This window comes from Halomonas sp. LMYGS-3, assembly GCF_059509875.1.
In genome coordinates this window covers 22379-48029 of the sequence record NZ_JCAKFQ010000008.1, presented here as the reverse complement: position 1 = coordinate 48029, position 25651 = coordinate 22379, and the positions used below count along the sequence as shown (strand labels likewise).

22 protein-coding genes are annotated in these 25651 nt (G+C 69.8%); 4 read left to right on the top strand and 18 right to left on the bottom strand.

Annotation, left to right across the window (positions count from 1 at the left end):
* Nucleotides 1-58: 58 nt before the first annotated feature.
* Complete coding sequence (locus AC5W54_RS09570) at nucleotides 59-1456, top strand: aminotransferase-like domain-containing protein (RefSeq protein ID WP_495961851.1); 1398 nt, start codon at nucleotides 59-61, stop codon at nucleotides 1454-1456.
* Nucleotides 1457-1463: 7 nt separating this feature from the next.
* Here AC5W54_RS09570 and AC5W54_RS09565 read toward each other — a convergent pair whose 3' ends face one another.
* From AC5W54_RS09565 to AC5W54_RS09505, 13 genes are all read right to left on the bottom strand, one after another.
* On the bottom strand, nucleotides 1464-3107 hold the full coding sequence (locus tag AC5W54_RS09565) for an MBL fold metallo-hydrolase (RefSeq protein ID WP_495961850.1): 1644 nt from the start codon (nucleotides 3105-3107) through the stop codon (nucleotides 1464-1466).
* Nucleotides 3108-3144: 37 nt separating this feature from the next.
* A complete protein-coding gene (locus AC5W54_RS09560; RefSeq protein ID WP_495961849.1) occupies nucleotides 3145-4068 on the bottom strand; it encodes a metal ABC transporter permease in 924 nt (307 codons plus the stop codon).
* Nucleotides 4065-5276 carry a metal ABC transporter permease gene (locus tag AC5W54_RS09555; RefSeq protein ID WP_495961848.1) on the bottom strand — a complete coding sequence of 404 codons (1212 nt, stop codon included), beginning with the start codon at nucleotides 5274-5276 and terminating at the stop codon, nucleotides 4065-4067. Before AC5W54_RS09555 ends, AC5W54_RS09560 begins: the two co-directional genes overlap by 4 nt.
* On the bottom strand, nucleotides 5276-6076 hold the full coding sequence (locus tag AC5W54_RS09550; RefSeq protein ID WP_495961847.1) for a metal ABC transporter ATP-binding protein: 801 nt from the start codon (nucleotides 6074-6076) through the stop codon (nucleotides 5276-5278). The genes AC5W54_RS09555 and AC5W54_RS09550 overlap by 1 nt, the downstream gene beginning before the upstream one ends.
* Nucleotides 6073-7050 (bottom strand): metal ABC transporter solute-binding protein, Zn/Mn family, encoded by a 978-nt coding sequence (locus tag AC5W54_RS09545; RefSeq protein ID WP_495961846.1) that lies wholly within the window; start codon nucleotides 7048-7050, stop codon nucleotides 6073-6075. Before AC5W54_RS09545 ends, AC5W54_RS09550 begins: the two co-directional genes overlap by 4 nt.
* 148 nt (nucleotides 7051-7198) lie before the next feature.
* Entirely contained in the window at nucleotides 7199-8197 is a 999-nt protein-coding gene (gene gntR / locus AC5W54_RS09540) for a gluconate operon transcriptional repressor GntR (RefSeq protein ID WP_495961845.1), read from the bottom strand.
* Nucleotides 8198-8287: 90 nt separating this feature from the next.
* A complete protein-coding gene (locus AC5W54_RS09535; protein WP_495961844.1) occupies nucleotides 8288-8800 on the bottom strand; it encodes a gluconokinase in 513 nt (170 codons plus the stop codon).
* A gap of 27 nt (nucleotides 8801-8827) precedes the next feature.
* Nucleotides 8828-10111, bottom strand: coding sequence for a TRAP transporter large permease (locus AC5W54_RS09530; protein ID WP_495961843.1), 1284 nt, complete (start codon nucleotides 10109-10111; stop codon nucleotides 8828-8830).
* A 3-nt stretch (nucleotides 10112-10114) separates the two neighbouring features.
* The gene (locus AC5W54_RS09525; RefSeq protein ID WP_495961842.1) at nucleotides 10115-10705 is read right to left on the bottom strand and encodes a TRAP transporter small permease; all 591 of its coding nucleotides are present in this window, start codon (nucleotides 10703-10705) and stop codon (nucleotides 10115-10117) included.
* Nucleotides 10706-10778: 73 nt separating this feature from the next.
* A complete protein-coding gene (locus tag AC5W54_RS09520; protein ID WP_495961841.1) occupies nucleotides 10779-11855 on the bottom strand; it encodes a TRAP transporter substrate-binding protein in 1077 nt (358 codons plus the stop codon).
* 209 nt (nucleotides 11856-12064) lie between these two features.
* Entirely contained in the window at nucleotides 12065-13099 is a 1035-nt protein-coding gene (locus AC5W54_RS09515; RefSeq protein ID WP_495961840.1) for a serine hydrolase, read from the bottom strand.
* Complete coding sequence (locus tag AC5W54_RS09510; RefSeq protein ID WP_495962001.1) at nucleotides 13099-14202, bottom strand: acyltransferase family protein; 1104 nt, start codon at nucleotides 14200-14202, stop codon at nucleotides 13099-13101. The genes AC5W54_RS09515 and AC5W54_RS09510 overlap by 1 nt, the downstream gene beginning before the upstream one ends.
* A gap of 41 nt (nucleotides 14203-14243) precedes the next feature.
* Nucleotides 14244-14627, bottom strand: a complete 384-nt coding sequence (locus tag AC5W54_RS09505; RefSeq protein ID WP_495961839.1) for a hypothetical protein — start codon at nucleotides 14625-14627, stop codon at nucleotides 14244-14246.
* A 241-nt stretch (nucleotides 14628-14868) separates the two neighbouring features.
* Between AC5W54_RS09505 and AC5W54_RS09500 the strand changes: the two genes are divergently transcribed.
* From AC5W54_RS09500 to AC5W54_RS09490, 3 genes are all read left to right on the top strand, one after another.
* Complete coding sequence (locus AC5W54_RS09500) at nucleotides 14869-15339, top strand: aminoacyl-tRNA deacylase (RefSeq protein ID WP_495961838.1); 471 nt, start codon at nucleotides 14869-14871, stop codon at nucleotides 15337-15339.
* A 141-nt stretch (nucleotides 15340-15480) separates the two neighbouring features.
* The gene (locus AC5W54_RS09495; RefSeq protein ID WP_495961837.1) at nucleotides 15481-16629 is read left to right on the top strand and encodes a ChaN family lipoprotein; all 1149 of its coding nucleotides are present in this window, start codon (nucleotides 15481-15483) and stop codon (nucleotides 16627-16629) included.
* Nucleotides 16626-18593 (top strand): M1 family metallopeptidase, encoded by a 1968-nt coding sequence (locus AC5W54_RS09490; protein WP_495961836.1) that lies wholly within the window; start codon nucleotides 16626-16628, stop codon nucleotides 18591-18593. Before AC5W54_RS09495 ends, AC5W54_RS09490 begins: the two co-directional genes overlap by 4 nt.
* A gap of 15 nt (nucleotides 18594-18608) precedes the next feature.
* Here the strand turns inward: AC5W54_RS09490 and AC5W54_RS09485 are convergent, their stop codons facing one another.
* Genes AC5W54_RS09485 through AC5W54_RS09465 form a run of 5 tightly spaced genes read right to left on the bottom strand, consistent with a single transcriptional unit; the run spans nucleotide 18609 to nucleotide 25570 of the window.
* A complete protein-coding gene (locus tag AC5W54_RS09485) occupies nucleotides 18609-19622 on the bottom strand; it encodes an ABC transporter ATP-binding protein (RefSeq protein ID WP_495961835.1) in 1014 nt (337 codons plus the stop codon).
* Entirely contained in the window at nucleotides 19622-20602 is a 981-nt protein-coding gene (locus tag AC5W54_RS09480) for an ABC transporter ATP-binding protein (RefSeq protein WP_495961834.1), read from the bottom strand. Before AC5W54_RS09480 ends, AC5W54_RS09485 begins: the two co-directional genes overlap by 1 nt.
* Nucleotides 20602-21942 carry an ABC transporter permease gene (locus tag AC5W54_RS09475; protein ID WP_495961833.1) on the bottom strand — a complete coding sequence of 447 codons (1341 nt, stop codon included), beginning with the start codon at nucleotides 21940-21942 and terminating at the stop codon, nucleotides 20602-20604. Before AC5W54_RS09475 ends, AC5W54_RS09480 begins: the two co-directional genes overlap by 1 nt.
* The gene (locus AC5W54_RS09470) at nucleotides 21939-23051 is read right to left on the bottom strand and encodes an ABC transporter permease (protein WP_495961832.1); all 1113 of its coding nucleotides are present in this window, start codon (nucleotides 23049-23051) and stop codon (nucleotides 21939-21941) included. The genes AC5W54_RS09475 and AC5W54_RS09470 overlap by 4 nt, the downstream gene beginning before the upstream one ends.
* Nucleotides 23048-25570, bottom strand: a complete 2523-nt coding sequence (locus AC5W54_RS09465) for an ABC transporter substrate-binding protein (protein ID WP_495961831.1) — start codon at nucleotides 25568-25570, stop codon at nucleotides 23048-23050. The genes AC5W54_RS09470 and AC5W54_RS09465 overlap by 4 nt, the downstream gene beginning before the upstream one ends.
* Nucleotides 25571-25651 lie beyond the last annotated feature (81 nt).

Here is a 25651-nt window from a genome sequence, read left to right as displayed (position 1 = left end):
TGCCTACAATTCACAGCATAATCGGTGCAATTTCGCCGGCAAGGATTTTATTGTCACCATGACAATCTGGATTCCCCAGCTCGAGACGGCAGGTCCGCGCTACCGAGCCATCAGCGAGGCCATCGCCCGCGCCATCCAGGGTGGCGAATTGCCCCCGGGGCAGCGCCTGCCACCCCAACGCCGCCTGGCCGATGCCCTGGGCGTCACCGTGGGCACCGTGACCCGCGCCTATGCCGAGGCGGAGCGCCAGGGCTGGGTGGCGGCCCGGGTCGGCAGTGGCACCTATGTGCGCGGCGTCGAGGGGGCCGAACCGCCCCCCTTCCTGGCCACTCACCCCGATGCCGATGACAGCCTGATCGACCTCAGTCTGAGCCTGCCGCCACCCCATCCGCTGCGCGCCGCCGCCCTGGGGCGCGCCCTGGCCGAGATCGCCCGGGACGAGGCGGTACTGCAACGGGCCGTGGCGTATCAGCCGGAGCGCGGCCTGCCGGTCCACCGTGAGCGCCTCGCCGCCTGGATGACCCGACTCGGCATGCCGGTGACGCCCGAGTCGTTGGTGGTCACCCAGGGTGGCCAGCACGGCATTGACCTGACCCTGCGCGCCCTGACGCGTCCCGGCGAGCGCATCGCCGCCGACGCCCTCACCTACCCCGGGCTGATCGGTGCCGCGCGCCTGGCGCATCTCAAGGTGCTCCCCGTGCCCCTGGACGCCGACGGCATGGACATGGAGGCCCTGGCACGACTATGCGCCCAGCAGCCGCCACGGCTGGTCTACGTCACCCCGGATCAGAACAACCCCACCGGCGCGGTGCTGAGTGAGGCACGCCGCGAACGGCTGGCCGAGCTGGCGCGCCGCCACGAGTTCTGGATCCTGGAGGACGGAGTACAGTACCTGCCGGAGGCGGAGCGCGGCACGCCGCTCCATCGGCTCGCCCCGGAGCGCACCCTGTTCGCCTTCAGCACCGCCAAGGTGCTGGCCGGCGGCCTGCGCATCGGCGCCCTGGCGGTGCCGGAGGCGCTGCGCGAGCGACTGGGGGCGGCGCTGCGCGCCCAGAGCTGGATGGTGCCGCCGCTGATGGTGGAGGCGGTGTGCCGCTGGGTGGCAAGCGATGACAGTGACCGGCTGCTGGCCTGGCAGACCGCGGAGCAGGCCGAGCGCCAGCGCCTGGCCCGGGCACGCCTGGCCGCCTATGGCCCCACCGGCCGGCCCCACGGCAACAACCTCTGGCTGCCACTGCCCGAGGGGCTGCGCGCCGCCGAGTTGCTGGCCGGCCTGGAACAGCGCGGCGTGCGCCTGACCGGCCCCGAGCCCTTCTGCGTGGGCAGCGAGCCGGCGCCCCAGGCGGTGCGCCTGTGCCTGGGCGGCGCTGCCTCCCGGGAGGCCCTCGGCCAGGCCCTGGAGGCCCTGCTCGAGACCCTGCAGGCGCCGCCGCCCTCCCCCTGGCGCACGCTCTAACCCGGTTTCAGGCGCTGAGCCACTCATCGCCGCGACGCCGCGCGCGCCCGTCTCGCTCCAGCTTGAGCAGATGGGCCAGGGCCGAGCGCTCGGCGATACCCTGCCGGGCCTCGGGCACGTCGTCGTAGGCATGGCGGGTCAGGGTCTCGAGCGTCGCCGGGCCGTGGCGCGCCAGCGCCCGAGCCACCTTGTGCTCGCGGGCCAGGCGGTGGGTGATCAGGAAGTCGATGGCCGAGTGGGGCTGGCCGATCAGGAAGCCGTGGCCGGGGGCGATATGCGCGATCGGCTCGTCCAGCAGGGCATGCAGCGCGTCCAGGTAGGCGGCCATGTCACCGTCCGGCGGGTTGATCACCACCGTGGAGCCCTGCATCACCTGATCGCCGGAGAACAGCAGCCGCTCGGGCAGCAGCAGGTAGCAGAGGTGGTTGGAGGCGTGGCCCGGGGTGTGCAGCACCCGGAGCAGGCCGGCCGCCGTCTCGATGCGCCCGCCGTGCCGCGGTACCGCATCCGGGGCGAAGGCGGCATCCTGGCTGCGCCCCGGCGGCGGCGGCATGCCCAGCACCTGGGCCCCGGTACGCGTCTTGAGCGCCGCCGCCCCCGGCGAGTGGTCGCGATGGGTATGGGTGACCAGGATCTGGGTGATCTGCCCGCCGGTGACCTCCAGCAGGCGCTCGAGATGCGCGGGCAGATCGGGGCCGGGATCGATCACCGTCCAGTCGCCGCCCTCCCCCAGCAGGTAGCTGTTGGTGCCGGGGCCGGTCATCACCCCGGGGTTGGGCGCGGTGAGGCGGACGACACCCGGGGCCAGGGTGACCGGCTCACCGGGGACGATCTCGGCGCGGGCCGTGCCGCGGCGCTCGGGATCGAGCCGGCGCACCTCGACGTAAGCCGGGGCGTCCGGCTCGACCCGCCAGGGCTCGCCACCCTTGCGCGCCGGCCAGGCCTTGCTCGGCCGCGGCGCCGGGGGATTGGCGTGAGCGTGACGCAGCAGCGCCTCGCCGCTGTCGAAGTCGGCCAGGTAGCGCAGGGTGCGCAGGGTGGGATGACCGAGGGGCCGGCGACCGGCGCGGTGCTCGGCGAGCGCTTCGCCGGGGGCGATCCATACATGGTCGATGATCTCGCTGCCGTCCGGAGCCACCCCCTGGCCCTCCGGCGCCCGGGCCACGAAGAAGCGGGTATCGAAGCGCCGCGGCGGTCCCTTGGGGGTGATCCAGTGGCCCACATAGGCGAGCCGGTCCAGGGGCAGGATCAACCCATGGCGCCGGCACAGCTCGAGAAATCCCAGCTCGCCCGCCAGCAGGGCCGACCGGCCCTCGGCCAGTGCCGGGTGGTCCGGCCCGGGCACCCGCCTTTCCCCGTCCATGGCCAGCAGCAGGCCGGATTCCTCGAAGCATTCGCGCAGCGCGGCGATCATGTAGTCGGCGCCGCCCTCGTCGAGACTCAGGGTCTGGCTGATCGCCGCGTCGCTGGCGCCGGCCATCAGCTCACGGTCATGGCGATCGACGGCATCGACGGCATCGACGGCGCCGCCCGGAAAGACGAAGTAGCCGGGCAGGAAGGCCGCCTGCCAGGTGCGCTGCAGCAGCAACACCTCCAGGCCGGCCGCGCCGTCCCGTACCATGGCCAGGGTGGCTGCAGGGCGAATCTCCATCGGGTGCTCCTCGTGCATGTCGTGATGCGACGGCGCCTCAGACGGTTCGGGCACTCCCCATCCGATGCCGACGCGGGCCGAACAGGCAGGCCAGCAGCAGGATCAATCCGGCCAGGGTGGCGATCGTGCCGGCGGCACTCACCGAGGCATCGAAACCCAGCCAGCCGAGGCCGTGCCCCGCCAGCAGGTAGCCAACCACCGACGAGATCACGGCGAAGAGCTGGCTCCAGGCGATCTGGGCCCCGAGCCGATCGGTCATCAGCCGTGCCGCCGCGGCCGGGCAGATGAACATCGCGATGACGATGATCGAGCCCACCGCCTCGAAGGCGGCGATCGCCGCCACCGCCACCATGGTCACCAGCAACAGGTCGACCAGCACGGGATGCGCCCGGACGCTGGCGGCGAAGTCGGGATCGAAGCTGCCGAGCACCAGCTGGCGGCGGAACACCGCCACGAAGCCCCCCACCAGCAGGCCCACCCAGGCGACCCGGGCCAACTGCGGCGGCAGGTCGGCGAGGGCCACGGGGTCGAACAGGGCGGCCGGCCCCGTGCCGTCGAACCAGATCAGGCTCTCCAGGTTGCCGTAGAGCGCGTGCTCCACGTCCAGGTGCACCCCACTGGCCTGGTGCCACTCCAGCAGCAGCACGCCCAGCGCGAACAGGCTGGTGAAGGTCACTCCCATGGCCGCGCTGATCTCCACCCGGCCGAGCCGCCGGATCAGCTCGATCATCGCCACCGTGACCAGTGCCGAGGCGCCGGCCCCCAGCATCATCGCCGTGGAGGCGAGCGTGCCGGTGAGCAGGAAGCTGACCACGATGCCGGGCAACGCCACATGGCTGATGGCGTCGCCGATCAGGCTCTGGCGGCGCAGCACCAGGAAGTTGCCCAGCAACGCACAGGTCATGCCGATGATCACCGCCACCGTCAGCGGCACCAGGCTGAACATCATGAAGTCGCTCATCGCCCCCCCTCCGCTCTGGGTGGCAACTGAGCCTCCAGCGCCATGATCGCGTCCGCAGAGAGCACCCGGGAAATGGGGGTGAGGCCGGAATTTTCCTGGTGCAGGGCGTCGTCCGGATGGCGCTCGCGGTAGAGCGCCCACAGCCGCTCCTCGTGCTCGGCATCGCGCGCCGCGGCGCGACCCGGCGGTGTCGCCACGCCATCGCGCCGGATATACCCCTGACGCCGCAGCAACTTCAGGGTCAGGTTGTCGAAGATCGGCTCCTCGCGGGCCAGCGCGAGCAGACCCTGGCGCACGTGGACCCGGCGGCGGAAGCGCTGATGGGCCAGCAGCGTGGCGAGCACCCCGCGCCACGGCGAGAACAGGAAGGAGACCATGAACAGCGCGAAGGAGGCCAGCACGATCAAGGGTCCGGTGGGCAGACCCTCCTGCACGCTCGACAGCGTCACCCCGAGGTATCCGGCCAGCGCCCCCAGCAGCGCGGCCAGTGCCACCATGCGCAGCGGACGGTCGGTCAAGAAGCGTGCGGTGACAGGTGGGATGATGGTCAGCGCCACGATCAGGATCAGCCCGGTGACCTTGAGCCCGATCACCACCACCGCCATCAGCAGCAGCAGCATCAGCAGGTCGACCCGCCAGGTGCTCACCCCCTGGGTACGGGCGAACTCCGCATCGAAGCAGACCAGCAGGAAATCGCGACGCAGCACGAAGATCGCCAGCAACAACCCCAGGGCACAGAGCGCGATCAGCTGCGCTTCGGAGGCCAGCATACCGGCCGTGGCACCGACCAGGTAACCGGTCAGCCCGGCCTGGCCGGTTACCTGCATCGACTGGATGACGGTGATCAGCACCACGCCGAAGGCGAAGAACGTCGAGAGGATCGCGCCGATGGCGGCGTCCTCGCCGAGCCGGGTGCGCGCGCTGATCGTCTGCACCGCCCAGAGCCCCACGGCGGCGCTCAGGGCGGCGCCGAGCAGCAGCCCCGGCAGCCAGCGGCCGTCGCCCTGCCACAGGCCGGCGAGGATGAAGGCCAGGGCGAGGCCCGGCAGGGTCGCATGGCTGATCGCGTCACTGACCAGCGAACGCTTGCGCAGCAGCACGAAACTGCCGATCATCCCCCCGCCGGCGCCGAGCAGCATGCTGCCGAGGGTCACCAGGCTGGTGTTGTAGCCCAGCGAGAAGGTCAACGCCTGCCACCAGGTCTCCATCAGTCGCTCCGCTGGGTCACGGGATCGCCGACCAGGCGCGTCAGCTGCAAGGCGCTCAGGCGACCGCCGTAGGTCGCCTGGAGGTTGTTCTCGGTGAACACCTCCTCGACGGGGCCGGCGGCGATCCGGTGCACGTTGAGCAGCAGCACGTGATCGAAGTAGTCACGCACCGTGGCGAGGTCGTGGTGCACGCAGAGCAGGGTCCGGCCCTCCGCGCGCAGCCGCTTGAGCACCTCGACGATGGCCTTCTCGGTGGCCGCGTCGACGCCGGCAAAGGGCTCGTCGAGGATGGTCAGCTCGGCCTGCTGGGTCAGCGCCCGGGCCAGGAACACCCGCTGCTGCTGGCCCCCGGAGAGCCGGCCGATCTGGCGGTCGGCGAAGGCCTCCATGCCGACCCGGACCAGGCTCTCCATGGCGCGATCGCGATGCTGCCGGCGAGTGAACTGCCACCAGCGCAGGTCGCGGAACAGCCCCATGGTGACCACGTCGATCACCGTGGCGGGGAAGTCCCAGTCGATGCTGTTGCGCTGGGGCACGTAGGCGATGTGTCGCGACATCTGCTCGATGGGCTCGCCGAAGACGCGTACGTCGCCGGTGAGCCGCCGGGTGATGCCCATCGCCGCCTTGAGCAGGGTCGACTTGCCGGCGCCGTTGGGCCCGACGATTCCCGTCATGCTGCCCGGCGGCGTGACGAAGTCCACCGAGTAGACCACCGGACGCCGGTCATAGCTGACGGTCAGGCCCTGGACCGCCAGGGGGCTGGCCGCGACCTCCTCGCTGACCCTCGGTGCGCGGTTCATGGCGCCTCCTCGGCCAAGGCGAGGCGAGCCAGGCGTCCCCCCTCGGGTACCTCGCCGCCCAGCTCCCGGGCGATCAGGGTGACGTTGTGGTCGATCATGCCCAGCCAGGTACCCTCGTAGGTACCCCGGGGTCCCATGGCGTCGGAGAAGAGCTCGCCGCCGATGCGCACCTCGTGGCCCTTGGCCGCCGCCCCCTCGATCAGCGCCCGGATGTTGCGGTCCGACACCGACGTCTCGATGAAGATGGCGCCGATCTGCCGTTCCACCAGCACATTCACCATCGACTCGATCCGTGCCAGACCGGCCTCGCTCTCGGTGGAGAAGCCCTGGATGCCCAGCACCTCGAAGTCATAGGCATCGCCGAAGTAACCGAAGGCGTCGTGGGCGGTTACCAGCACCCGGGCCTCCTCCGGCACGCTGGCGAGCACCTCGCGGGCATAGGCATCGAGCGCGTCGAGCTCGACCAGGTAGTCGTCGGCACGCTGGGCGAAGGCCTCGGCATGCTCGGGGGCGAGCTCGCTCAGGGCATCGCGAATCGCCAGTACCACGTACCGCCAGCGGCCGGGATCCATCCATACGTGGGGATCGGACTGGTCGGGGTACTCCTCGTCGGCCCGCCGCACCTCGGCCGGCACCGCCTCGCCCACGGCGAACACCGGCTTGCGCCGGCCCAGGCGCCCGAGGAACTCTTCCAGCTGCGCCTCCAGGTAGAGCCCGTTCCAGAACACCGCATCGGCTCGCGTCATGGCGGTGACGTCGCTGCGCGTCTGGCGATAGAGGTGGGGGTCGACCCCCTCGCCCATCAGGCCACGCACCTCGACCTGCTCGCCGCCGACCCGGCGCAGGGCATCGGCGATCATGCCGGTGGTCGCCACCAGGTGCAGACGGCCGGACTCCGCCGCTGCCGGAACGGCGAACAAGCCCAGCAGCGTCGCCAGGGCGAGCAGCGACGAAAGACGGCGGGCAAACGACATAGAGGCACTCCTCGTGTGATGTAGGCGGTGAGACCGGCCCCGGCAGGGTCGGATCGTCACGGCGGATTCCCTATAGCCTACCGTGTCGGGCGCCACTTGCTAATTGCGACACGCTAGTCGACTCATAGCCGGAACGCATATCGACAGCTTACCTGAGCGTATCGCCGACCTCGATGCGATATCCCAGGTCGATGACGGTTTCGCCCGGCGCCTCGCCGCGAATGCGCGCTAGCAGCTCGCGGGCGGCGCGCTCGCCGATCGCCTCGCGCGGGGTGACCACGCTGGCGAGCCGCTGCGACATCACCTGGCCCACGTCGTGGCCGTGGAAGCCGGCGATCGCCAATCGGCCGGGCACCGGGACGCCACGGCGCAGGCACTCGAAGTAGGCCCCCACGGCCACATCGTCGTTGGTGCAGAAGATACCATCGGTCTCGGGGTGCTCGGCGAGGATCTCGGCCAACAGGGCGGCCCCCACGCTGTAGGAGGAGCGCTGGGTCCGCTGCAGGGTCATGGGTGTCAGGCCATGGGCCTCCATGGCCTGGCGGTAGCCCTCCTCGCGCTGGCGGGTACGCTCGTCGAGGCGCACCGCCAGGTAGAGGATATGGCGGCGGCCGTGGCGGATCATCTCCGCGACCATGTCGCGGGCGGCGGCCACATTGTCGTAGCCGACCGCCTGGTGAATCGGCGACAGGTGGGTATCCATGATCTCCACCGAGGGGATGCCCGCCGTCTCCAGCATGCGGCAGCTGCGTGGCGTGTGGCGGCTGTCGGAGAGGATCACGCCATCGACGTTGTAGGAGAGCAGCGAGGCCAGGCTGCGCTCCTCCAGCTCCGGGCTGTAGCCGTAGTGGGTGAGCATGAGGTGGTAGCCGAGCGGTTCGGTCACCGCCTCGATGCCGACGATGACGTCGGCGAACACCTGGTTGGTCAGGGACGGCACCAGCACGCCGATCGAGCGGCTGGTCGCCTTGGACAGCAGGTCCGGTGCCCGGTTGGGAATGTAGCCGATCTGCTCGGCCACGGCGAAGATGCGCTCCCGCAGCGCCTCGGAGACCGACTCGGGGTTGCGCAGGCAGCGGCTGACGGTCATCTTCGTCGCGCCCACCCGGTCGGCGATGTCCTGGAGTGTCGGTCGTCTCTTCTTCACGGCCTCCGGTGCCTCGATCGATGGAGCGGTGTCTGGAAGCCGGCTACCATAGCCGACTTCCCGCGACGATTCACGATCCCCGCCCCGGTGTCAGCGCCCCTCCAGGGTCAGCAGGAACGCCTCGACGATCTGCTCCGGCGTCTGGCCGATATCCACGACGACGGCTTCGTCGCGACCGGGAGGCTCGAGATCGCTCAACTGGCTGTCGAGCATGGCCTCACCCCGGAAGAAGTGCTCCTCCCGGCTCCCGAGCCGTTGGCGAAGCCGTTCGCGATCGCCCTCGAGAAAGAGGATGGCGAGGTCGCCGTCGCCCCCCCGAAGGGTGTCCCGGTAGCGTCGCTTCAAGGCCGAGCAGGCGATCACCACCGACGCCTCGCGGCGCCGGTAGTCGCCGAAACAGCCCGCCAGGGTCTCGAGCCACTCGCGGCGATCCGCGTCGTCCAGGGGGATGCCGTTGGCCATCTTGTCGATGCTCGCCGGCGAGTGGTGGTCGTCGCCATCGATGAAGTCGACACCGAGTCGCTCGGCCAGGAGGCGGCCCACATGGGACTTCCCCGAACCCGATACGCCCATCACCAGAATGCGGTACGTGGCAGCCTTCACATGACCTCCCGTCGTCAGTTGCCGTACTCAGTTTCCACGGACGGCGGTGAGATCGGGCAGCCAGGTGACCAGGCCCGGGAAGGCGATCAGCACCACCAGTACCACCAGCAGCGCCGCATAGTAGGGCAGCATCGCCCGCACCAGCGCCTCCATCGAGACCTTGCCCACCCCGCAGCCGACATAGAGGCAGGTACCCACCGGCGGGGTCAGCAGGCCGATGCCGAGGATGAAGGCCATCAGCACGCCGAAGTAGGCCGGGTCGACACCCACCGAGGTGACGATCGGCGTCAGCATCGGCGCCATGATCACCATGGCCGGGGTCAGGTCCATCACGAAGCCCACCAGCAGCAGCAGGCCGGCGACGATCATCAGCAGCCAGAAGGGCTCCTGGGTGATCGCCTGCACCTGGCGCACCAGGGTCTGGGGCACCATGTTGATGGTCAGGAACCAGGCGATCACGGTGGCGAAGGCCAGCAGCAGCAGCACCATGCCGGTCAGCCGCGCGGTGCGGATCAGCATCCCCCACAGGTCGCGGACGTGGAATTCGCGGTAGACCACCAGCGAGATGGCCAACGAGTAGAGCAGCGCCGCCACCGCCGCCTCGGTGGCGGTGAAGACCCCGCCGATGATGCCACCGACCACGATCACCGGCAGCACCAGGGCCAGCCAGGCCGACTTGAAGGCCTGCCACAGCAGGTCGAGGCGGAACTTGCGCGTCTGCCCGGCGTGCTCGATGCTGGCCATGATGAAGGTGGTGACCATCAGGCCGAAGCCGATCAGCAGCCCCGGCACGATGCCGGCGATGAACAGGCGGCTGATCGAGGTCTCGGTGACAATGCCGAACAGGATCAGCGGGATCGACGGCGGGATGATGATGCCGATCACCGACGACACCGTGTTGATGGCGGTAGCATGCGGGGCGGAATAGCCCTGCTGCTTCATCGAGGGGATCATCATCGCCCCGGTGGCGGCGGTGTCGGCCACCGCCGAGCCGCTGATGCCCCCGAAGAACATCGAGCCGGTGATCGCCACCTGGCCCAGGCCACCGCGGATGAAGCCGACCAGCGCCCCGGCCAGGTCCATCAACCGTCGGGCGATGCCGCCGGCACTCATCACCTCCCCGACCAGGATGAAGAACGGAATCGCCAGCAGCGGGAAGTTGTTGACCCCGCGGATCGACTGCTCGATCAGGATCGACAGCGGGATGTCGGACATCACCGCCATGACCACCGCCGCGACGCCGAGACCGAAGGCGATCGGCAGGCCGATGGCGATGGAGGCGAACAGGATACCCAGGAAGATCCACAACATGGCTCAGACCCCTCCGCGTCGTACAGGCGCTGATGGATCGTGTATCAGCCGCACGCACTGCCAGGCACGCCACAGCGCCACCGCGGCGATGAAGGCGGCGCAGAGCACCAGCGAGACGTTGATCAGGTTCCAGGGCACGCCGAGGATGGCGGTGCGCCCGGTGGAGCGCGACATCACCAGGTAGCCGCCCCAGACGATGATGCCCATCAGCACGGTGATGATCAGGTGCTGGAGCATGTAGAGCAGATAGGCCCCGCGCGGCTGGAGCTTGCGCACCAGGAAGTCCACCGCGATGTGTTCGAAGCGGGCGAAGGCCGCCGCGGCCCCGAGGAAGATCAGCCAGATGAACAACATGCGCGCCAGTTCGTCGGCCCAGGGCAGCGAGCGGTTCAGCAGCGAGCGGCCGATGACGTTGGCCGACACCGAGACGATGAGGGCGACCAGGATGGCGGCGATCAGCTGTTCCATGATCACGGTCAGCCAGCGGAAGATCGCCGGCCCCTTGCGCGCCTCGATGTCGAGTTCGAGGGGCGCGCGGTTGGGGTCGTCGAGAAACACGCCGGGATCGACGGGCGGAGGAGTGGACGTTGACATGCAGCGCTCCTGCGACAGGGCAAGGGGGCGATGCCCCCTGCCGCTGCCCAGTCAGTAGATAGGGAGGGAAGAATCAGTCGTTGGTGGTCTCTGCGACGATGGCCTGGATCTCGGCGATCAGGTCTTCGCCGATGCGCGGTGCCCACTCGTCATAGACCGGTTGCACGGCCTCCTGGAAGGCGGCGATCTGCTCGTCGTTCAGGCGAGTGATCTGCATGCCACGCTCCTCGAGCTGCTCGCGCGACCAGTCGTCATACTCGGTGGCCAGCTGGATCTCGTATTCGGCAGACCGGCGGGCCGCCTCCTCCACCAGTTCCTGGTATTCCGGCGCGAGGCGGTCCCAGGTGCGTTCGGACATCATCATGATGAAGGGCGTATAGACGTGGCGAGTCTCGGAACCGTAGTCCTGCACCTCATGGAAGTTGGAGGTGAGGATGGTGCTCCAGGGGTTCTCCTGACCGTCGACCACGCCCTGCTCCATGGCCGAGAACAGCTCGCCGAAGGCCATCGGCGTGGGGTTGGCACCGAGCGTCTGCCAGATCGCGAGGTGCACCGGGTTCTCCATGGTACGGATGGTCAGGCCGCTCACATCGAGGCCGGCGACGTCTTCCGGCGACTCGACCGGGCGGGCACTGTTGGAGAGCTGGCGGTAGCCGTTCTCGGAAAAGGTCAACGCCTTGATGCCCGTGCCGTCGAAGGCGTCGAGCATGGACTGGGCGACATCACTGTTCATCACCGCGACGGCCGCCTCGCGGGTCGGCAACAGGAACGGCAGGTCGAAGGCCGCGAGTTCCGACACATAGGTCGTAGCCGGCGACGAGGAGGGATAGGTCATGTCCAGGGTACCGGTCTGGAGCATCTCCATCATCTGCACATCGTCGCCCAGCTGGCTGTTGGGGAAGATGTTGACGGTGAGGCGACCCTCCGTGCGCTGCTCGAGGATATCGGCGAAGTACTGGCTGGAGAGGTACTGCGGTGAGCTCTCGGCCAGGCCGATGCCCATGCGGATGGTGTGGCTACCGTGGTCGGCGATGGTCTCGCCCTCGATGGCGGGCGGGTCCGAGAGGTCCGGTGTCTGGGCCTGGGCAATGCCCAGGGACAGGGTGGCCGCGCCGGCCAGGGTGAGCGTGCTGCGCCAGATGGCTGTCATGGCGTGTATCTCCAAGGCTGTTTGTACGTTGTTGGATCCTGCGCTGTGGCAAGCGTCTTGTTTGATCGTCGAGTACCGGCATCGGCTGGCTGTGGGCACGAGCGATGTTACCGGTAACACTCATTGCTGAGCCTAGGCCGTCCCCGGAAGGCTGTCAATGACAATGCCGCCCGAACGACTCATACCTTTGGCTAAGACAGTCCCCTGGGCTATGGCAATCCGACCTCGCGGATCGCCCGGCCGATCGCGGCCAGCAACCGCTCGGAGCGTGCGACATCCGCCTCGCCCCGCGTACAGGCGACGATCACGGCTCGCCGGGTGGCGGCGCCCTCCCCGTGGATGGCGATACCGGCATCGCAGCTGCGCCGCTGCTGGGTACCGGTCTTGTGGGCGAAGCGCATCCCCGCACCGAGGCCGGCCTTGAGGCGCGCCTCGCCGCTGGTGGTCCGCTCCATCATCGCCAGCAGCCGGCCGGTGGCCGCCGGCCCCAATGCCCTGCCCTCGCCCAGCACGGCGAGCAGTTCGGCGAAGGCATCGAGCCGGCCACTGTTGAGCTCTGTGGCATAGTAACCATCGAAGGCGGCATCCAGGGAGGGCAGCTGCAGCGCCTCGCGGGAAACCCCCAGGCGCTCGGTCAGCCAGTCGAGGCGTGCCGCGTCGTCGTCGATCTTGCGCAGTTCGATGAAGTCCATGCCGCCCAGGGCCCGTGCCGCCGGATGCAGCCGCCCGTAGACCTGGCGGCGCACCTCCAGCAGGGTAGTGATGGGCCCGAGGCCGCCCTCCCCCGTCATGGCGGCGGCACGCCGATTGACCGCCTCGAGCCCCAGCAGGCCGATCAGCATGTCGCTGGCGGTGTTGTCGCTCACGGTGAGCATCGCCTCGAGCAGGCCGTGCAGCGTCAGCTCGGCCCCGGGGGGCGCCCAGTTGGTGGGCCCGGCACCGTCCACGTAATCGCTCTCGCGCAGCACCAGTCGCTCGTCCAGCGCCCTCTCGCCCGCTTCGACCCGTGCCATCAGCTCGATGGCCACCGGCACCTTGATCAGCGACGCCAGGTACCAGGATTCGTCGGCCCGCCAGCCGAAGCGCTCGTCGCTGCCCAGCGGCCGCACGACGACCCCCAGCTCGCCGTCGAACCCGGCCTCGAGAGCTGCCAGCTTCGCCTCGAGTCGTGCCGCCCACGCGGATTCGGCCAGGGCCGGGAACGGCAGCACCAGCAGGGCGAGCCCCAGGGCCAGCGCACGCATCAGCGTCGCTCCCGGATCCAGCCGATCAAGGCGATCCAGCCAGCGGTGGCCAGGATCAGTGCCAGGCCGATACCCAGCACCTGCGGATAGGTGTAGACCTGCCAGGCCTCGAGCAGGAAGCGCAGGATCAGGAAGATCACCACGATATGGAAGATGAAGGCCATCAGCGCATCGGAGCCGATGGTGGTGATCGGCCGCAGCCAGGCGGCCCCGCGCTCGCCACCGAGCAGGCAGAGCGCCAGGATCACCAGGGCGCCGCCGAGGCTGAACAGCATGAAGGGGAGCTCCGGCGGGTGCTTGCCGACGTTCCAGGCCACCGCCACCAGCGCCTCGTCGAGCCCGGGCAGCGACACCGCCACGAAGCCCAGCAGCATTGCCGCCCCGACACCCGCCAGCCCCAGCACCAGCCGGCGGCGCGCCGCTGGTTGCCAGTAGCCGCGCAGCACGGCCTCGCCGATCAGCAGCCCGACCATCACCAGCGGCAGCCGCGAGAGCTGGCCCCAGGCGTAGTGGCCCGCATCCTCGACCAGGATCGCCTTGAGCGGGCCGATGCCCCAGAACGCGAAGTGCCGCTCCAGCCAGCCCGACAACAAGGCGATCGCCAGCGGGCCCGCCAATCGCGCCCAGAGTGGCAGTCGCCGCCACAGCGGCAGGACCCAGGGCAGCCACAGCAGCGCGATGGCATAGAAGCCGAGGATCTCGACCCAGATCGGGAAGCGCTGGTAGAGGAGCGTGTCGAGGATGTCCCGTGCCGAGTAGAGCGGCAGCATCTCGACGACGGTGAGCGCCTTGTACCAGAACAGCACCTCGAGCCCGCGCAGCATCAGCTTGAGGCGCCGACGCGGCCAGTCCGGGGCCTCGGTCTTCGGCAGGAAGGCCACCGCCAGGGCGATGCCGAAGACCGTGATGAACAGCGACGAAGAGAACTTGGTGAGCAGGTGGATCGGCACCATGCCCCAGTCGGGCACCTCACGGATGCCCAGCAGTCCGCTGACCGCATGGCTCAGGATCATCAGCGCGATGGCCACGCCGCGGGCCAGGTCGATCGCCTCGATCCGCCCCTGCCCCGCCGGCAACCGCGGGGTCGCCCCCAGCCGAGCCATGACCGCTCTACCCTGCACGCGCCGCCTCCCTGGCCGTCCGATCACTCGCCGCTGTCCGCTGGCCCGATGGTGCCCAACGGCTCGACGCTGTCCAGCGTCAGCCGTCGCCCCTCGCTGGTCGAGAAGCGGAAACGCCCCTCCACCCGCACCGCCTCGCCCAGGTGGGGCGCGATCTCCTCGTGAGGAAAGATCTCGACCCGATGCAGGTCCTCGTCCTCGATCCAGTAATGCAGGGGGTCCTCGAAATGGCGCACGACTCCCTGGGTCGCCACCCGCTTGCCGTCGTGGGCCTCGGGGTTCGTCGCCAGTACGGGCAGCGGCACCTCGACGAGCCCGTCATCGTCGCCGCAGGCCGCGAGCGCCAGGCAGCCCGCGAGCAGCCCCCACCGAGGCCAGGCGAGTGGTCGTCGTATCGCTGGTCGCATCGTCGTCTCCCCCGAGGTCCCATCGGCCGATGATAGCGCCTTCGAGGCGGCCCGAGTATGGCCCACTCGACCGGCGCGATATCCGGGCCAGGCAACGCCATGAGCTGATGCCACCGCGGTACATCGGAACTATGCTTGACTATGATTGGGCTTGACTATGATTGGGGAGTGGAGCTCAACGCGAAGGGAGGCATCTACCATTGAGTCGTTTTCGGCCCTCGAGGCCGAAGGAGAAAGTGTCATGGCCATGCCAATGACGATTCGCGAGTACCTCCGGGCCTGTGATATCGACTTCGAGGAGGTCACTCACCCGCGCGAAGTCACGACCAGCCGCATCGCCCAGCAGGCCCATGTCGCCGGTAGCCAACTGGCCAAGGCCGTCATGTTGCACGGCGATTCCGGCTACCATGTCGCCGTGGTCCCGAGCGACTGCGAAGCGGATCTCGACAAGCTCTCGCAGCTGTTCCACGAGAAGGTCACCCTCGCCTCGGAAGATGAGGTGACGAGTCGCTTCAACGATTGCGACCCGGGCGCCACGACGCCGGTGGGCCAGGCCTATGGTCTGCAGGTCTACATCGACGACATACTACGCCATCAGCCGGACATCTATTTCGAGGCCGGCGACCACGAGACCCTGGTTCACATGAGCGGCAGCGAATTCGAGCGCCTGATGGCCGAGGTGCCGCATGGACAGATAAGCCGACATCGCTGAGGCCAGGGCTCGAGCGTGTCCGGGGCTGGCAACCCGGCTTCCCACCATGGCCGTGATCGGCTCGATCGCGGCCTCTTTTCGTCTGGGGTAAGGTAACAAGTCCCGCCCTCGAAGGTTCACCACCCCCCGCCAGGAGATGACATGCCGCGATTTTCCCGCGCCCGACGCTTCGTCCTGCCCGTCCCGTTCGCCATGGCCTGGCTCGTCCTGCCGCTGTCGGCGAACGCCGAGGCGTGCCCCGCGACGGGCCAGTGGTACCTGGATGGCGGCGAGTCCATTGCCCCGGATGCGCTGATGGCCAAGCTGGCCGAGCATGACGTGGTGCTGCTCGGCGAGCAGCACGATCGCCTGGCGCACCACCGCTGGCAACTTCACACCCTGGCCGGCCTGCATGCCCATCGACCGCACCTGACGATCGGACTGGAGATGCTGCCCCGCGACGCCCAACCGGCCCTGGATGCCTGGGTAGCGGGTGAACTGGACGAGGCCGGCTTCATCGAGGCCAGCCGGTGGCATGACGCCTGGGGCTTCGACCCCACGCTCTACTTCCCGATCCTGCATTTCGCCCGCATGCAGCGGATCCCGCTGCTGGCGCTGAACGTCACGCCCGAGCTGCGCCGGCGACTGGTGGAAGAGGGCTGGAGCGCCGTCCCCGAGGAGCAGCGCTTCGGCATCACGCCACCGGTGGCGGCACCCGAGGCCTACCGCGACGCCCTGGCCGAGATCCATGACCGGCACCCCGGCGACGGCGACCTGGCCCGTTTCATCGACGCCCAGCAGGTCTGGGACCGGGCCATGGCTACCGCCCTGGCCGAAGCCGTCGCCGACGACACCCTGGTAGTGGGCCTGATCGGCCAGGGCCACCTCACCCATGGCCACGGCGTGCCGCATCAGCTCGACGACCTGGGCGTGGATGACCACCGTAGCCTGCTGCCGATCACACGGAGCGGCGATTGCGACTCGCCCGCGCCCGGCCTGGCCGATGCCTACTACCTGCTGGGGGACGAATCGCCCCACGAGCCACCCGAGGCACTGCGCCTCGGCGTGCTGATCGGCGCTCACGCCGACGGCGTGGCGATTCAGGGCGTCGGGCCGGACTCCGTGGCCGCCGAGGCCGGCCTGCAAGAGGGTGATGTCATCGTGCGGGCCGCCGGCCACCCCATGGCCGCTCCGGGGAACCTCACCGGGGTGATGCAGCGCATGGTGCCGGGCACCCTGCTGCCGCTGGAGATCCAGCGTGACGGCCGGGTGCGGGAAATCCTCGCCCGCTTCCCCGTCACCTCGCCATGACCTCGGCGTCTCGCCGACGGCGACCCCGTCCCGGCTGCCTCGCCCTCGCCCTGCTGGCAATGGCCTGGGGCAGCGCCACGGCCGACGAGACGGCCCGCACGCTGGCGCTGTGGCTGGACCCGACCAGTCGCGAGCTGCGCGGCGAGATGCAACTGGCGTTGCGTTCGGGCAACGACTTCCACCTGCTGGACGGCCTCGAAGTGACGCGGGTGGAGCGCGGCGGTCGCCCCGTCGCCGTGGCCCGGCCGGCGCCGGGACACTACCGGTTGCCGCCCTCACCCGAGGAGACCTCCCCCCATGAAGCCGGGGCCGTGACCATCCACTGGCGCGGCACCCTGCCGGCGCGTTCCGACGATACCCGGCTGCGCGTGTCGCCGGCGGGCAGCCTGCTGCCGACCCGCGGCGGCTGGTACCCGCGGGTCGAGGCCCCACCACCGGGCCCGCTCGCGCTGACGATCCACCTGCCCCACGGCCAGCGCGCGGTGGCCATCGGCTCGCTGGTCGAGGAGCGCGAGGACGGCGCAGGCGTGACCTCGCGGTATGCGCACCCGTACACCCGCGATGTCGAGATCGCCGTCGGGCCGTGGCGGTCGCGGGAGCGTGAGGCCGAGGGCATTCGGCTGCGCACCCTCTTCCCCGCCGCCCTGGACGAGCGTTTCGCCGACACCTACCTGGCGCACACGGCACGCCACCTGGCGCGTTTCCAGCGGCGGCTCGGCCGCTATCCGTTCGAGAGCTTCACCCTCGCCGCCTTCCCCGAACCGGTGGGGCTCGCCTTCCCCGGCTTCACCCTGCTCGGCGAGCGGGTCATCCCGCTGCCCTTCATCCCCCACACCTCGCTGGCCCACGAGCTGATGCACGCCTGGTGGGGCGCCGGGGTGGGCGTCGATCATGACGGCGGCAACTGGTCCGAGGCCTTGACCACCTACCTGGCCGACTATGCCCTGGACGAGGCGCGCGGCGAGGCACACGAGACCCGGCGGCGCTGGCTGGCCGACCTCGCGTCGCTGCCGGCGGCCGAGGAGCGCTCCCTGGCGAGCTTTCGCGGCGGCCAGGACCCGGTGGGACGACTGATCGGCTACCAGCATGGCGCCATGGTCTTCCACATGCTGCGCCGACAGATCGGCGACGACGCCTTCGATGCGGGGCTGCGTCGCCTCGCCGATGCCATGATGTTCCGTACCGCCGCCTGGCGGGATCTCCAGGCGGCATTCGAGGCGACGGCCGACGACGACCTGACGGACTTCTTCAGCGCCTGGCTGACCCGCCCGGGACGGCCGGAGCTGACCCTCCACGAGGTGGCGCTGGACGCAAGCGAGGCCGGCTTTCGGGTCGGCGGCGCGCTGGCCCAGCACGGCGAGCACGCCCCCTGGCCGCTCGAGGTGCCCGTGGTGATCGAGACCGCGGGCGAGCCGATCCAAGCCACGGTCCGCCTCGACGCTCACCGCACGACCTTCTCGCTCGGGAGCGACCGGGCGCCGACGGCCCTGAGCGTCGACCCCGACCACCACCTGCTGCGCCGCCTGAGCGAGCCACCCGCCATCCTGCGCGGCCTGACCCTGGACCCGGCGACCCGGCTGCTGGTGCTGGACGGGGCCCCGCTTGCCCCGGACCGGCGGATACTCGGCCGCGAGGCGGAGACGACCACGGACGACCGACCCGGCGACGCTCCCCTGCTCGTCATCGGGTCCACCACCGCGGTGGCCGACTGGCTGGAGAGGCAGGCGCTGCCGCCCCCGCCTCGCGCCCTGGAACGGGCCGGCCATGCCCGGATGTGGACGCTGCCGGGCACCCGGATCGGCCTGGTCAGCGCCGACGACGCCCCGGGCCTCGAGCGGCTGAGCCGCGCCCTGCGTCATCACGGCCACCGCAGCTACCTGGTGCAGGACGCCGAGGGCAACACCCTGGATGCCGGACGCTGGGAGGCCGAGCGCCAGCCGCTGCGGGTGGAACTCGGGCCCTGACGGCCTCCCACCGGGTCACCGGTGCAGCCAGCAGGCCGAGAGGTGGTGACGCCGCGGCGCGAAGTCGGGGGGCTCGTCGCGGTCGCACAGGCCGGCCATGGCGTGGGGGCAGCGCGGGTGGAAGCGGCAGCCTGCGGGCGGATGCATCAGGCTCGGCGGTTCGCCGCCGGGCACCTCGCGCTGGCGGGTGGCGTTGGCCGCGTCGGGGTCGGCGATCGCCGCGAGCAGTGCCTGGGTGTAGGGGTGCTGGGGATGCTCGAGCAGCTCGTCCACGGCGGCGCTCTCCACTACCCGCCCGGCGTACATCACGAAGATGCGTTCGGCGAAGTGGCGCACGGTGGAGAGGTCGTGGGTGATGAACACCAGGGTCAGTTCGCGCCTGGCCTGGATGCCGCGCAGCAGGTCGAGGACCTCGATGCGCACCGAGGCGTCGAGCATCGAGACCGGCTCGTCGGCGATGATCATGGCGGGTTCGAGGATCAGCGCCCGGGCGATCACCACCCGCTGTTGCTGCCCACCGCTGAGCATATGCGGAAACTTGCCGAGGTACTCGTCGGCGGGTGACAACCGCACCTCTTCCAGCGCCGCCTGGACGCGCCGCTCGCGCTCATCGCGCCCCTTGACCCCATGCACGATCAGCGGCTCGGCGAGAATCCGCCGCACGTCCAGAAAGGGCGGCAGCGCACCGTAGGGGTCCTGCTGTACGTAGCCCACCCTGGCGCGGTAGGCCTTGAGCTCGGCGCCATCGAGGTCGCCCAGCGAGCGACCGTCGAAACGCACCTCGCCCCGGGTGGGCCGATGCAGGCCGAGGAGGGTGCGGGCCAGCGAGCTCTTGCCGCAGCCGCTCTCGCCGACGAAGGCCACCGCCTCGCCGTGGCCGAGCGCGAAGTTCACCCCGTCCACGGCGCGCACCGTCCCCGCGCGCAGGAAGCCCCACCGGCGCAGCTCGAACCAGGTATGCAGGTCGCTGGCCGCGAGCAGCGGTGTCGCGTCGGACTCCCGGTGGAAAATGCTCGGGGATGCCGTCATCACGCGCCTCCTGGTCGAGGATCGTCGTACAGCCAGCAGCGTACACGGTGCCGCTCGCCGAGGAGGATCGATGCGGGGTCCCGGGCGCAGCGGGAGAAGCGATGTGGGCAGCGCCCGGCGAAGCGGCAGCCGCTCGGCGGCTCGAACAGGCTGGGCGGTTGGCCGGGGATCGACTCGGGCCGGCTGCGCTGGCGCAGCCGCGGCACGCTGGCCATCAGCATCTGCGAGTAGGGGTGGGCCGGCCGGCTGAAGAAGGCATCGGCGTCGGCCACCTCCACCAGTTGACCGGCGTACATCAGCGCCACCCGATCGGCGAGTTCGCTGGAAGTCGCCACGTCATGGGTGATCAGGATGAAGCTGGTGCCCTGCTCCTGCTTGACCCGCTTGAGGGCATTCATGATGCTCGCCTGGGTCAGCACGTCCAGCGCCGAGGTGGGCTCGTCGAGGATGACCAGTTCCGGCTCGGCGACCAGCGCCATGGCCAGCACCGCGCGCTGGCGCATGCCCCCGGAGAGCTCGAAGGGGTAGCGCGCCAGGAAGTCGGTGGACACCCCGACCAGGGTGAAGACCTCCGCGACCCGCTCCATCGCCCGCGCCCGCGACCAGCGCCGCAGCACCCGCAACGGCTCGGCGACCTGCTCGCCCACCCGCACCACCGGGTTCAGCGCATTCATCGAGGCCTGCATCACCAGCGCCATGCGCGACCACTGCACCTCACGCCGGAAGCGCTCGTCGGAGAGCGCCGTCACCTCGGTCTCGCCCAGCATGACCCGTCCCCCGGTGTGCTGCACATTGCGCGGCAGCACCCGCATCAGCAGCCTGGCCAGCGAGCTCTTGCCGCAGCCCGACTCGCCCAGCACCACCAACGCCTCGTGGCGCCGCACCTCGAGGTCGACACCGTCCACCGCGTGCACCACGCCCTGGCGAGTCTGGTAGTGGAGTTGCAGGTCAGCGACGCGCAGCAGGGTCGAGTCGTTCATCACAGGCTCCTCAATCGCGGGTTGAAGACCCGGTCCAGGGCGAAGCCGAGCATCGCGAAGCCCAGGCCGGTGAGCATCAGCAGCACCGCCGGCGACACCACCCAGTAGTAGTAGCCGTTGTAGAGCGCGCTCTGGGACTGGGCGTCGTTGAGCACCTTGCCCCAGGTGGGCAGCACCGGGTCGCCGAGCCCCAGTACCGCCAGCGACGCCTCCAGGAACACGAAGGTGGGGATCAGGGTGACGAAGGTGGGGATCAGTACCGGCAGGATGCGCGGGATCATGTAGCGCATCACGATGCGCAGGTTGCCCGCGCCGTAGGCCTGGGCCGCCTCGATATAGGGCGCCTCGCGGATCGGCAGCAGCATCGCCCGGTACATCTTGATGCCGGCGCTGAAGATCCCCAGCACCACCACCACTCCGAGCATCAACCAGATGCTGGTGGAGTAGAGGGTGCCGACCATCACCAGGATCGGCAGGATCGGCAGGATCATGTTGACCTCGGTGAGGCGCTGGATGGTGGCGTCGATCCAGCCGCGATACCAGACCCCTATCGCGGCGATGACCAGGGTGGTGAGGGTGGTGCCCACCGCCGCCAGCAGGCCGAAGGCCAGCGCCACCGGCGTGCCCCACAGCAGCGCCAGGCTGAGGTCGCGCCGCTGATGATCGGTGCCGGCGATGCCGTGAACCCGGCCGTAGAGCACCAGTTCGGCGTCGATGCCGGCCCGGTCATCGAACACCACGGCATCCAGCAGCAGCGTATGGCGTCCCGGCTGGACCCGCGGCGTGGCCTTGCCGTCGGGCTCGGCGAGCAGCCCGATATGCGGCACCCGCCCGCCCAGCCGGCGCTCCAGGGCACGGTCCTGAGAGATCGAGACCCGCTCCTCGCGACCGATGCGATGCCCGCCCAGCGAGATCTCGCGACCGTCGGGCGCCTGCCACAGCAAGCGCGCGAAGGGGCGTTGTTCGTGCCCCTCGGCGCGCAGGAACAGGTTGATCTCGCTCGGAAAGCCGTCGAAGTCGTAGTCGAAGGCGAGCGGAATGCGCAGGCGACGCCCGCCTTCGAAGGGCGCCTCCTCCACCTCGGCGCCATCGCTGCCGACGATCAGGGTGCGCGCCTGGCGTTCGCCGCTCAGCCGGTCGAGCCACCCCGGGGCGGCGTTGACCGGGTGCAGCTGCCAGTGCTCGCCGCCGCGCCACTTGTCCAGCGCCTCGGGGTAGGGGATGGCGATCACGGTGTAGAGCGACAGCCCCACCAGCGCGGCGATGATCGCCAGGCCCACCAGCGCCGAGGGGTACCGGCGCAGTTGCCGCCAGCCGTCGCGCCACCGTCCGCCGTTCATCGCCGATCCCCCTCGATGCGCACGCGCGGGTCCAGCAGCGCGTAGAGGATGTCCAGCAGGAACACCGTTGCCGCCAGCAGATAGGCGAAGATCACCACCGCCCCGATGATCACCGGGGTGTCGCGGAAGCCGATGGCCTGGAACAGCAGCGACCCCAGCCCCGGCCAGTTGAACACCTGCTCGAGGATGATGGCGCCACTCCACAGGCCGATCAGCATCAGCAGGAAGCTGGTGACGATCGGCGACAGGGTCGGACGCAGGATATAGCGCCGCTCGATCAGGTGTGACGGCAGCCCCTTGGCCCTCGCCATCTCCACGTAGTCCTCGCTGGAGTGGATCAGGAAGAAGGTGCGCCAGGAGTAGATCGAGACGAAGATCGACGACAGGAACATCGCCGTGAGCGGCAGCAGCATATGACGCAGCACGCTGGCGGCATACGCCCAGCGCCCCTCGGGGGGCGGTGCGGTGACCATGCCACCGGCGGGCAGCAGCGGCATCACGAAGGCGAACACCAGGATCAGGAAGATGCCGTAGAACCAGCCCGGGGCCGCCGAGGTCGGCGCCAGGGCGATCACGCTGCGGTCGAGCGCGCTGCCGTAGCGACGCGACAGCGACAGCGCCACGAACACCGAGGTGAAGAACACCAGCAGGTTGGCGCTGCCGAACAGCAGCAGGGTCGCCGGCAGCCGCTCGACGATGATGGCGTAGACCTCCCGCGAGCCGCGGTCGCTGTGCATCTGTTCGGCACGCCCCAGGTCCAGGCGCATGGCGCGCTGCAGGTAGTCGACGCTGCGCACCACGAAGGGCTGGTCCAGGCGCAGCCGCTCCACCTCCAGGGTGACCCGGCGCTCGATCAGCTCGTTGCGCTCCTCGCTGGGCAGGTCCTGGAAGGCGGGGTCGGCGCGCACCGCCTCGGCGGCCTCGCTGCGGATCTGCACCAGCCGCAGCTCATCCACCTGACCGCCCATGTTGGCGATGACGATGGTCAGATAGACCCCGACCAGCACGGTGAGCAGCAGCGCCAGCAGGCGCTTGACGGCATACACCAGCAGGTGGCGCAGATCGCGCCACAGGCCCCGGCGCAGTGGCGTGCGGCGTGAATCGCTCATGGTGCCCCCTCCCGGCCGCCGACCGGTACCGTGGCGAAGACGTGCGAGGCGAAGACCGGCAGCGCCACCCGGCGGCTGGTCACGGCCAGTTCCAGGCTGTTGGCGCCGGCCCCCAGGGCCGCCACCGTCTCCGACGACAGCGTCATGCGCCACCGACCATCGCCGAGTGCCTCGGCCTCCCCGCGACGGGCGAGTTCGCCGCGGCCGTCGAAGAGCAGGAACTGCACCTGTTCGATACCCTCGGCGGCGTACGGCTCGCCGTCGAAGGTGACGGCAAGGAGAAACTCGACGCTCTCCCCGACCTCCACCACCAGGGGGCCATCGAGGTCGAGCTCGGGGATCTCCGGGCGGGAGAAGCGCAGCCATTTGTCGGCCGGGTCGGGGAACTCCGCGAAGCGGCGCAGCACCACACTGCCCTCCACCGGGTGGACCGAGTGCAGCTCGAAGGGGCCATTACCGACCCAGAAGTGGCCGCGTTCGGCATGCCAGTCGGCGAGGGCCCGGTAGCGCGCGGCGATCTCCTCCTCGTCGAGCAGCTCTGCGAGCGCCCCCGGATAGAGCCGGGTGCCGCGCTCGCGTGCCCGGTGCAGATGGCGCTCCAGGATCGGTACGCTGGGCCCCGCCACCAGGCTCATCCAGTCCACCCGCAGGCGGTCGGCCTTGTTCGACGAGAACGCCAGCTCGTCGCTGCCCTCGGCCAGGATACCCAGCGCCAGGGTATGCCAGGGTATCGGCACCGGCGCCCGGGACGCCACGATGGTTTCGGCATCGGGGTAGATCTGGTCGCTGTAGATCTCGACGACCAGCGGGTCGCGGGAGACGATGTGCCAGCCGCGGAAGTGCCGCTGGAAGGCCTCGAAGGTGGGGAGATGGGCGACGTCGAACAGCCGGCTCCCCTCGTCGGCACGCTCGAAGGTCAGGATCCACGGCAGGATGAAATCGGCCAGCGACAGTGTCGTGCCGTCGTGCCAGCGCCGCTCGAACAGCGCCTCCTCGTACGCCACCCGCACCCGGGTGCGCGCGGTGATCCCCTCGGGGTGCTTTTCGCCGGCGGTGACGAAGCGACCGGCCTCGCTGTCCCAATCGATCCAGGCCGCCTCGGGAACGACGATCTCCTCGGCGCTCTCCACGCTCAGCCAGTCGAGGGTGCGACCGACCGGCACGCCCTCCTCCACGGTCACCTCGGCGCCCTCGAGGCGCTGGGGCAGGTAAAGCCCGGTGAAGGGGTCGGGGATCAGCACCGGATCCTGGGTCGCCCGCATGATCATCCGGTCGGCGATCCAGTTACTGCCCGCCACGAGATTCCACGGTTCGGTCAGCAGGTTGGGGGTGCCGAACACCATCTGCCCGCCCACCCGATCGGTGTAGCGCAGGGTGTAGGGCCATAGCGCCGAGCCCGACAGACCACCGGCCAGGTCCACGGCGACCTCGACGTTGGCGGCACGGGCCGAGGCATTGAGCTGATCCACCAGCCAGACCCGCACCGAATCCTCCATGGCGAGCTCGAGGGCTCGGGTCATCATCGCCTGACGCTCCACCCAGGTACGGTAGTCGCGCCGCTCCAGGCGGTCGGCCAGTTCGTCGAACTCGGGAACCGGCCGGTAAGCCTGCCACAGCGGCTCGGCACGCCCCCGCGGGGTGTAGTAGAAGCTGAAGACATCCGCCTGGTCGCGCAGGATCGCGATGGTGATCCAACTGCCGGTGTAGAGATGCCAGTGACCGGCCCGCGGGTCGCTGGCGATCCACAGTCGCGAGGCCTCCTCCGCGGTCCGATAGTGCCGCTCGACGGCGAAGCCGAGGTCCTCCATCAGGTTGGCGACGTAGTCGCCGATCCGGCGCCGCTCGTCCTCGGTACGGATCAGCGCGATCAGGCGCACGGGCGCGTCCCGGTACCACCATTGGCCCTCGGCGAAGCGTGCCCCCAGGGACTCCATCTCACGGTGAATCACCTCGCGTGCGGCCTCGGGATCATGGCGGTAGCGCAGTTCCAGCTCACGGGCCTCGTCGGCCAGGCGCGCATAGTCGGGAAAGGCGGTGGAGAGCGGCAGGTAGCGGGGAACGGCGAGGCCACCGAAGATCTCCTCGGCGATATGCCGGCGGTCGACCAGTCGATTGAGTGCCTCGCGGATGGCCGGCACATGGAAGGGATTGAGCTCACCGGTGGCCAGCTCCGGGCCGGCCGGGTTGAGGGTCAGTTCGCTGGCGGTGCCGTAGGAGAGGTCATAGGCGGTATGCAGCGAGTCGCGCAGGCGATGGAACACCGTGGTGCTGGAGATGCCCTGGGTGAAGACCTGATGGGAACCGGCCTCGATCAGCCCGGTGACCCGACCCACGTCCGCCTCCCGGGTGAACACCACCTGGTCCACCAGGGCGCCGTGCCGCCCCTCCAGGACCGCCGGGTCGAGCTCACCGCGGGCCACCGGCGGGTCCTGCGATCGCCCGCCGGTCGTCGGCCACAGGGCGACGACGACCATCGCCACGAACAACAGAACGCTGAACGCCAGTACGACACCCTTCATCACGTCGCCGCCTCACCGCTGACGCCTGCCCTGGCCTGCACCATGTCCGATGATGTCACAGTAGGCGAGATGGCCAGGCGG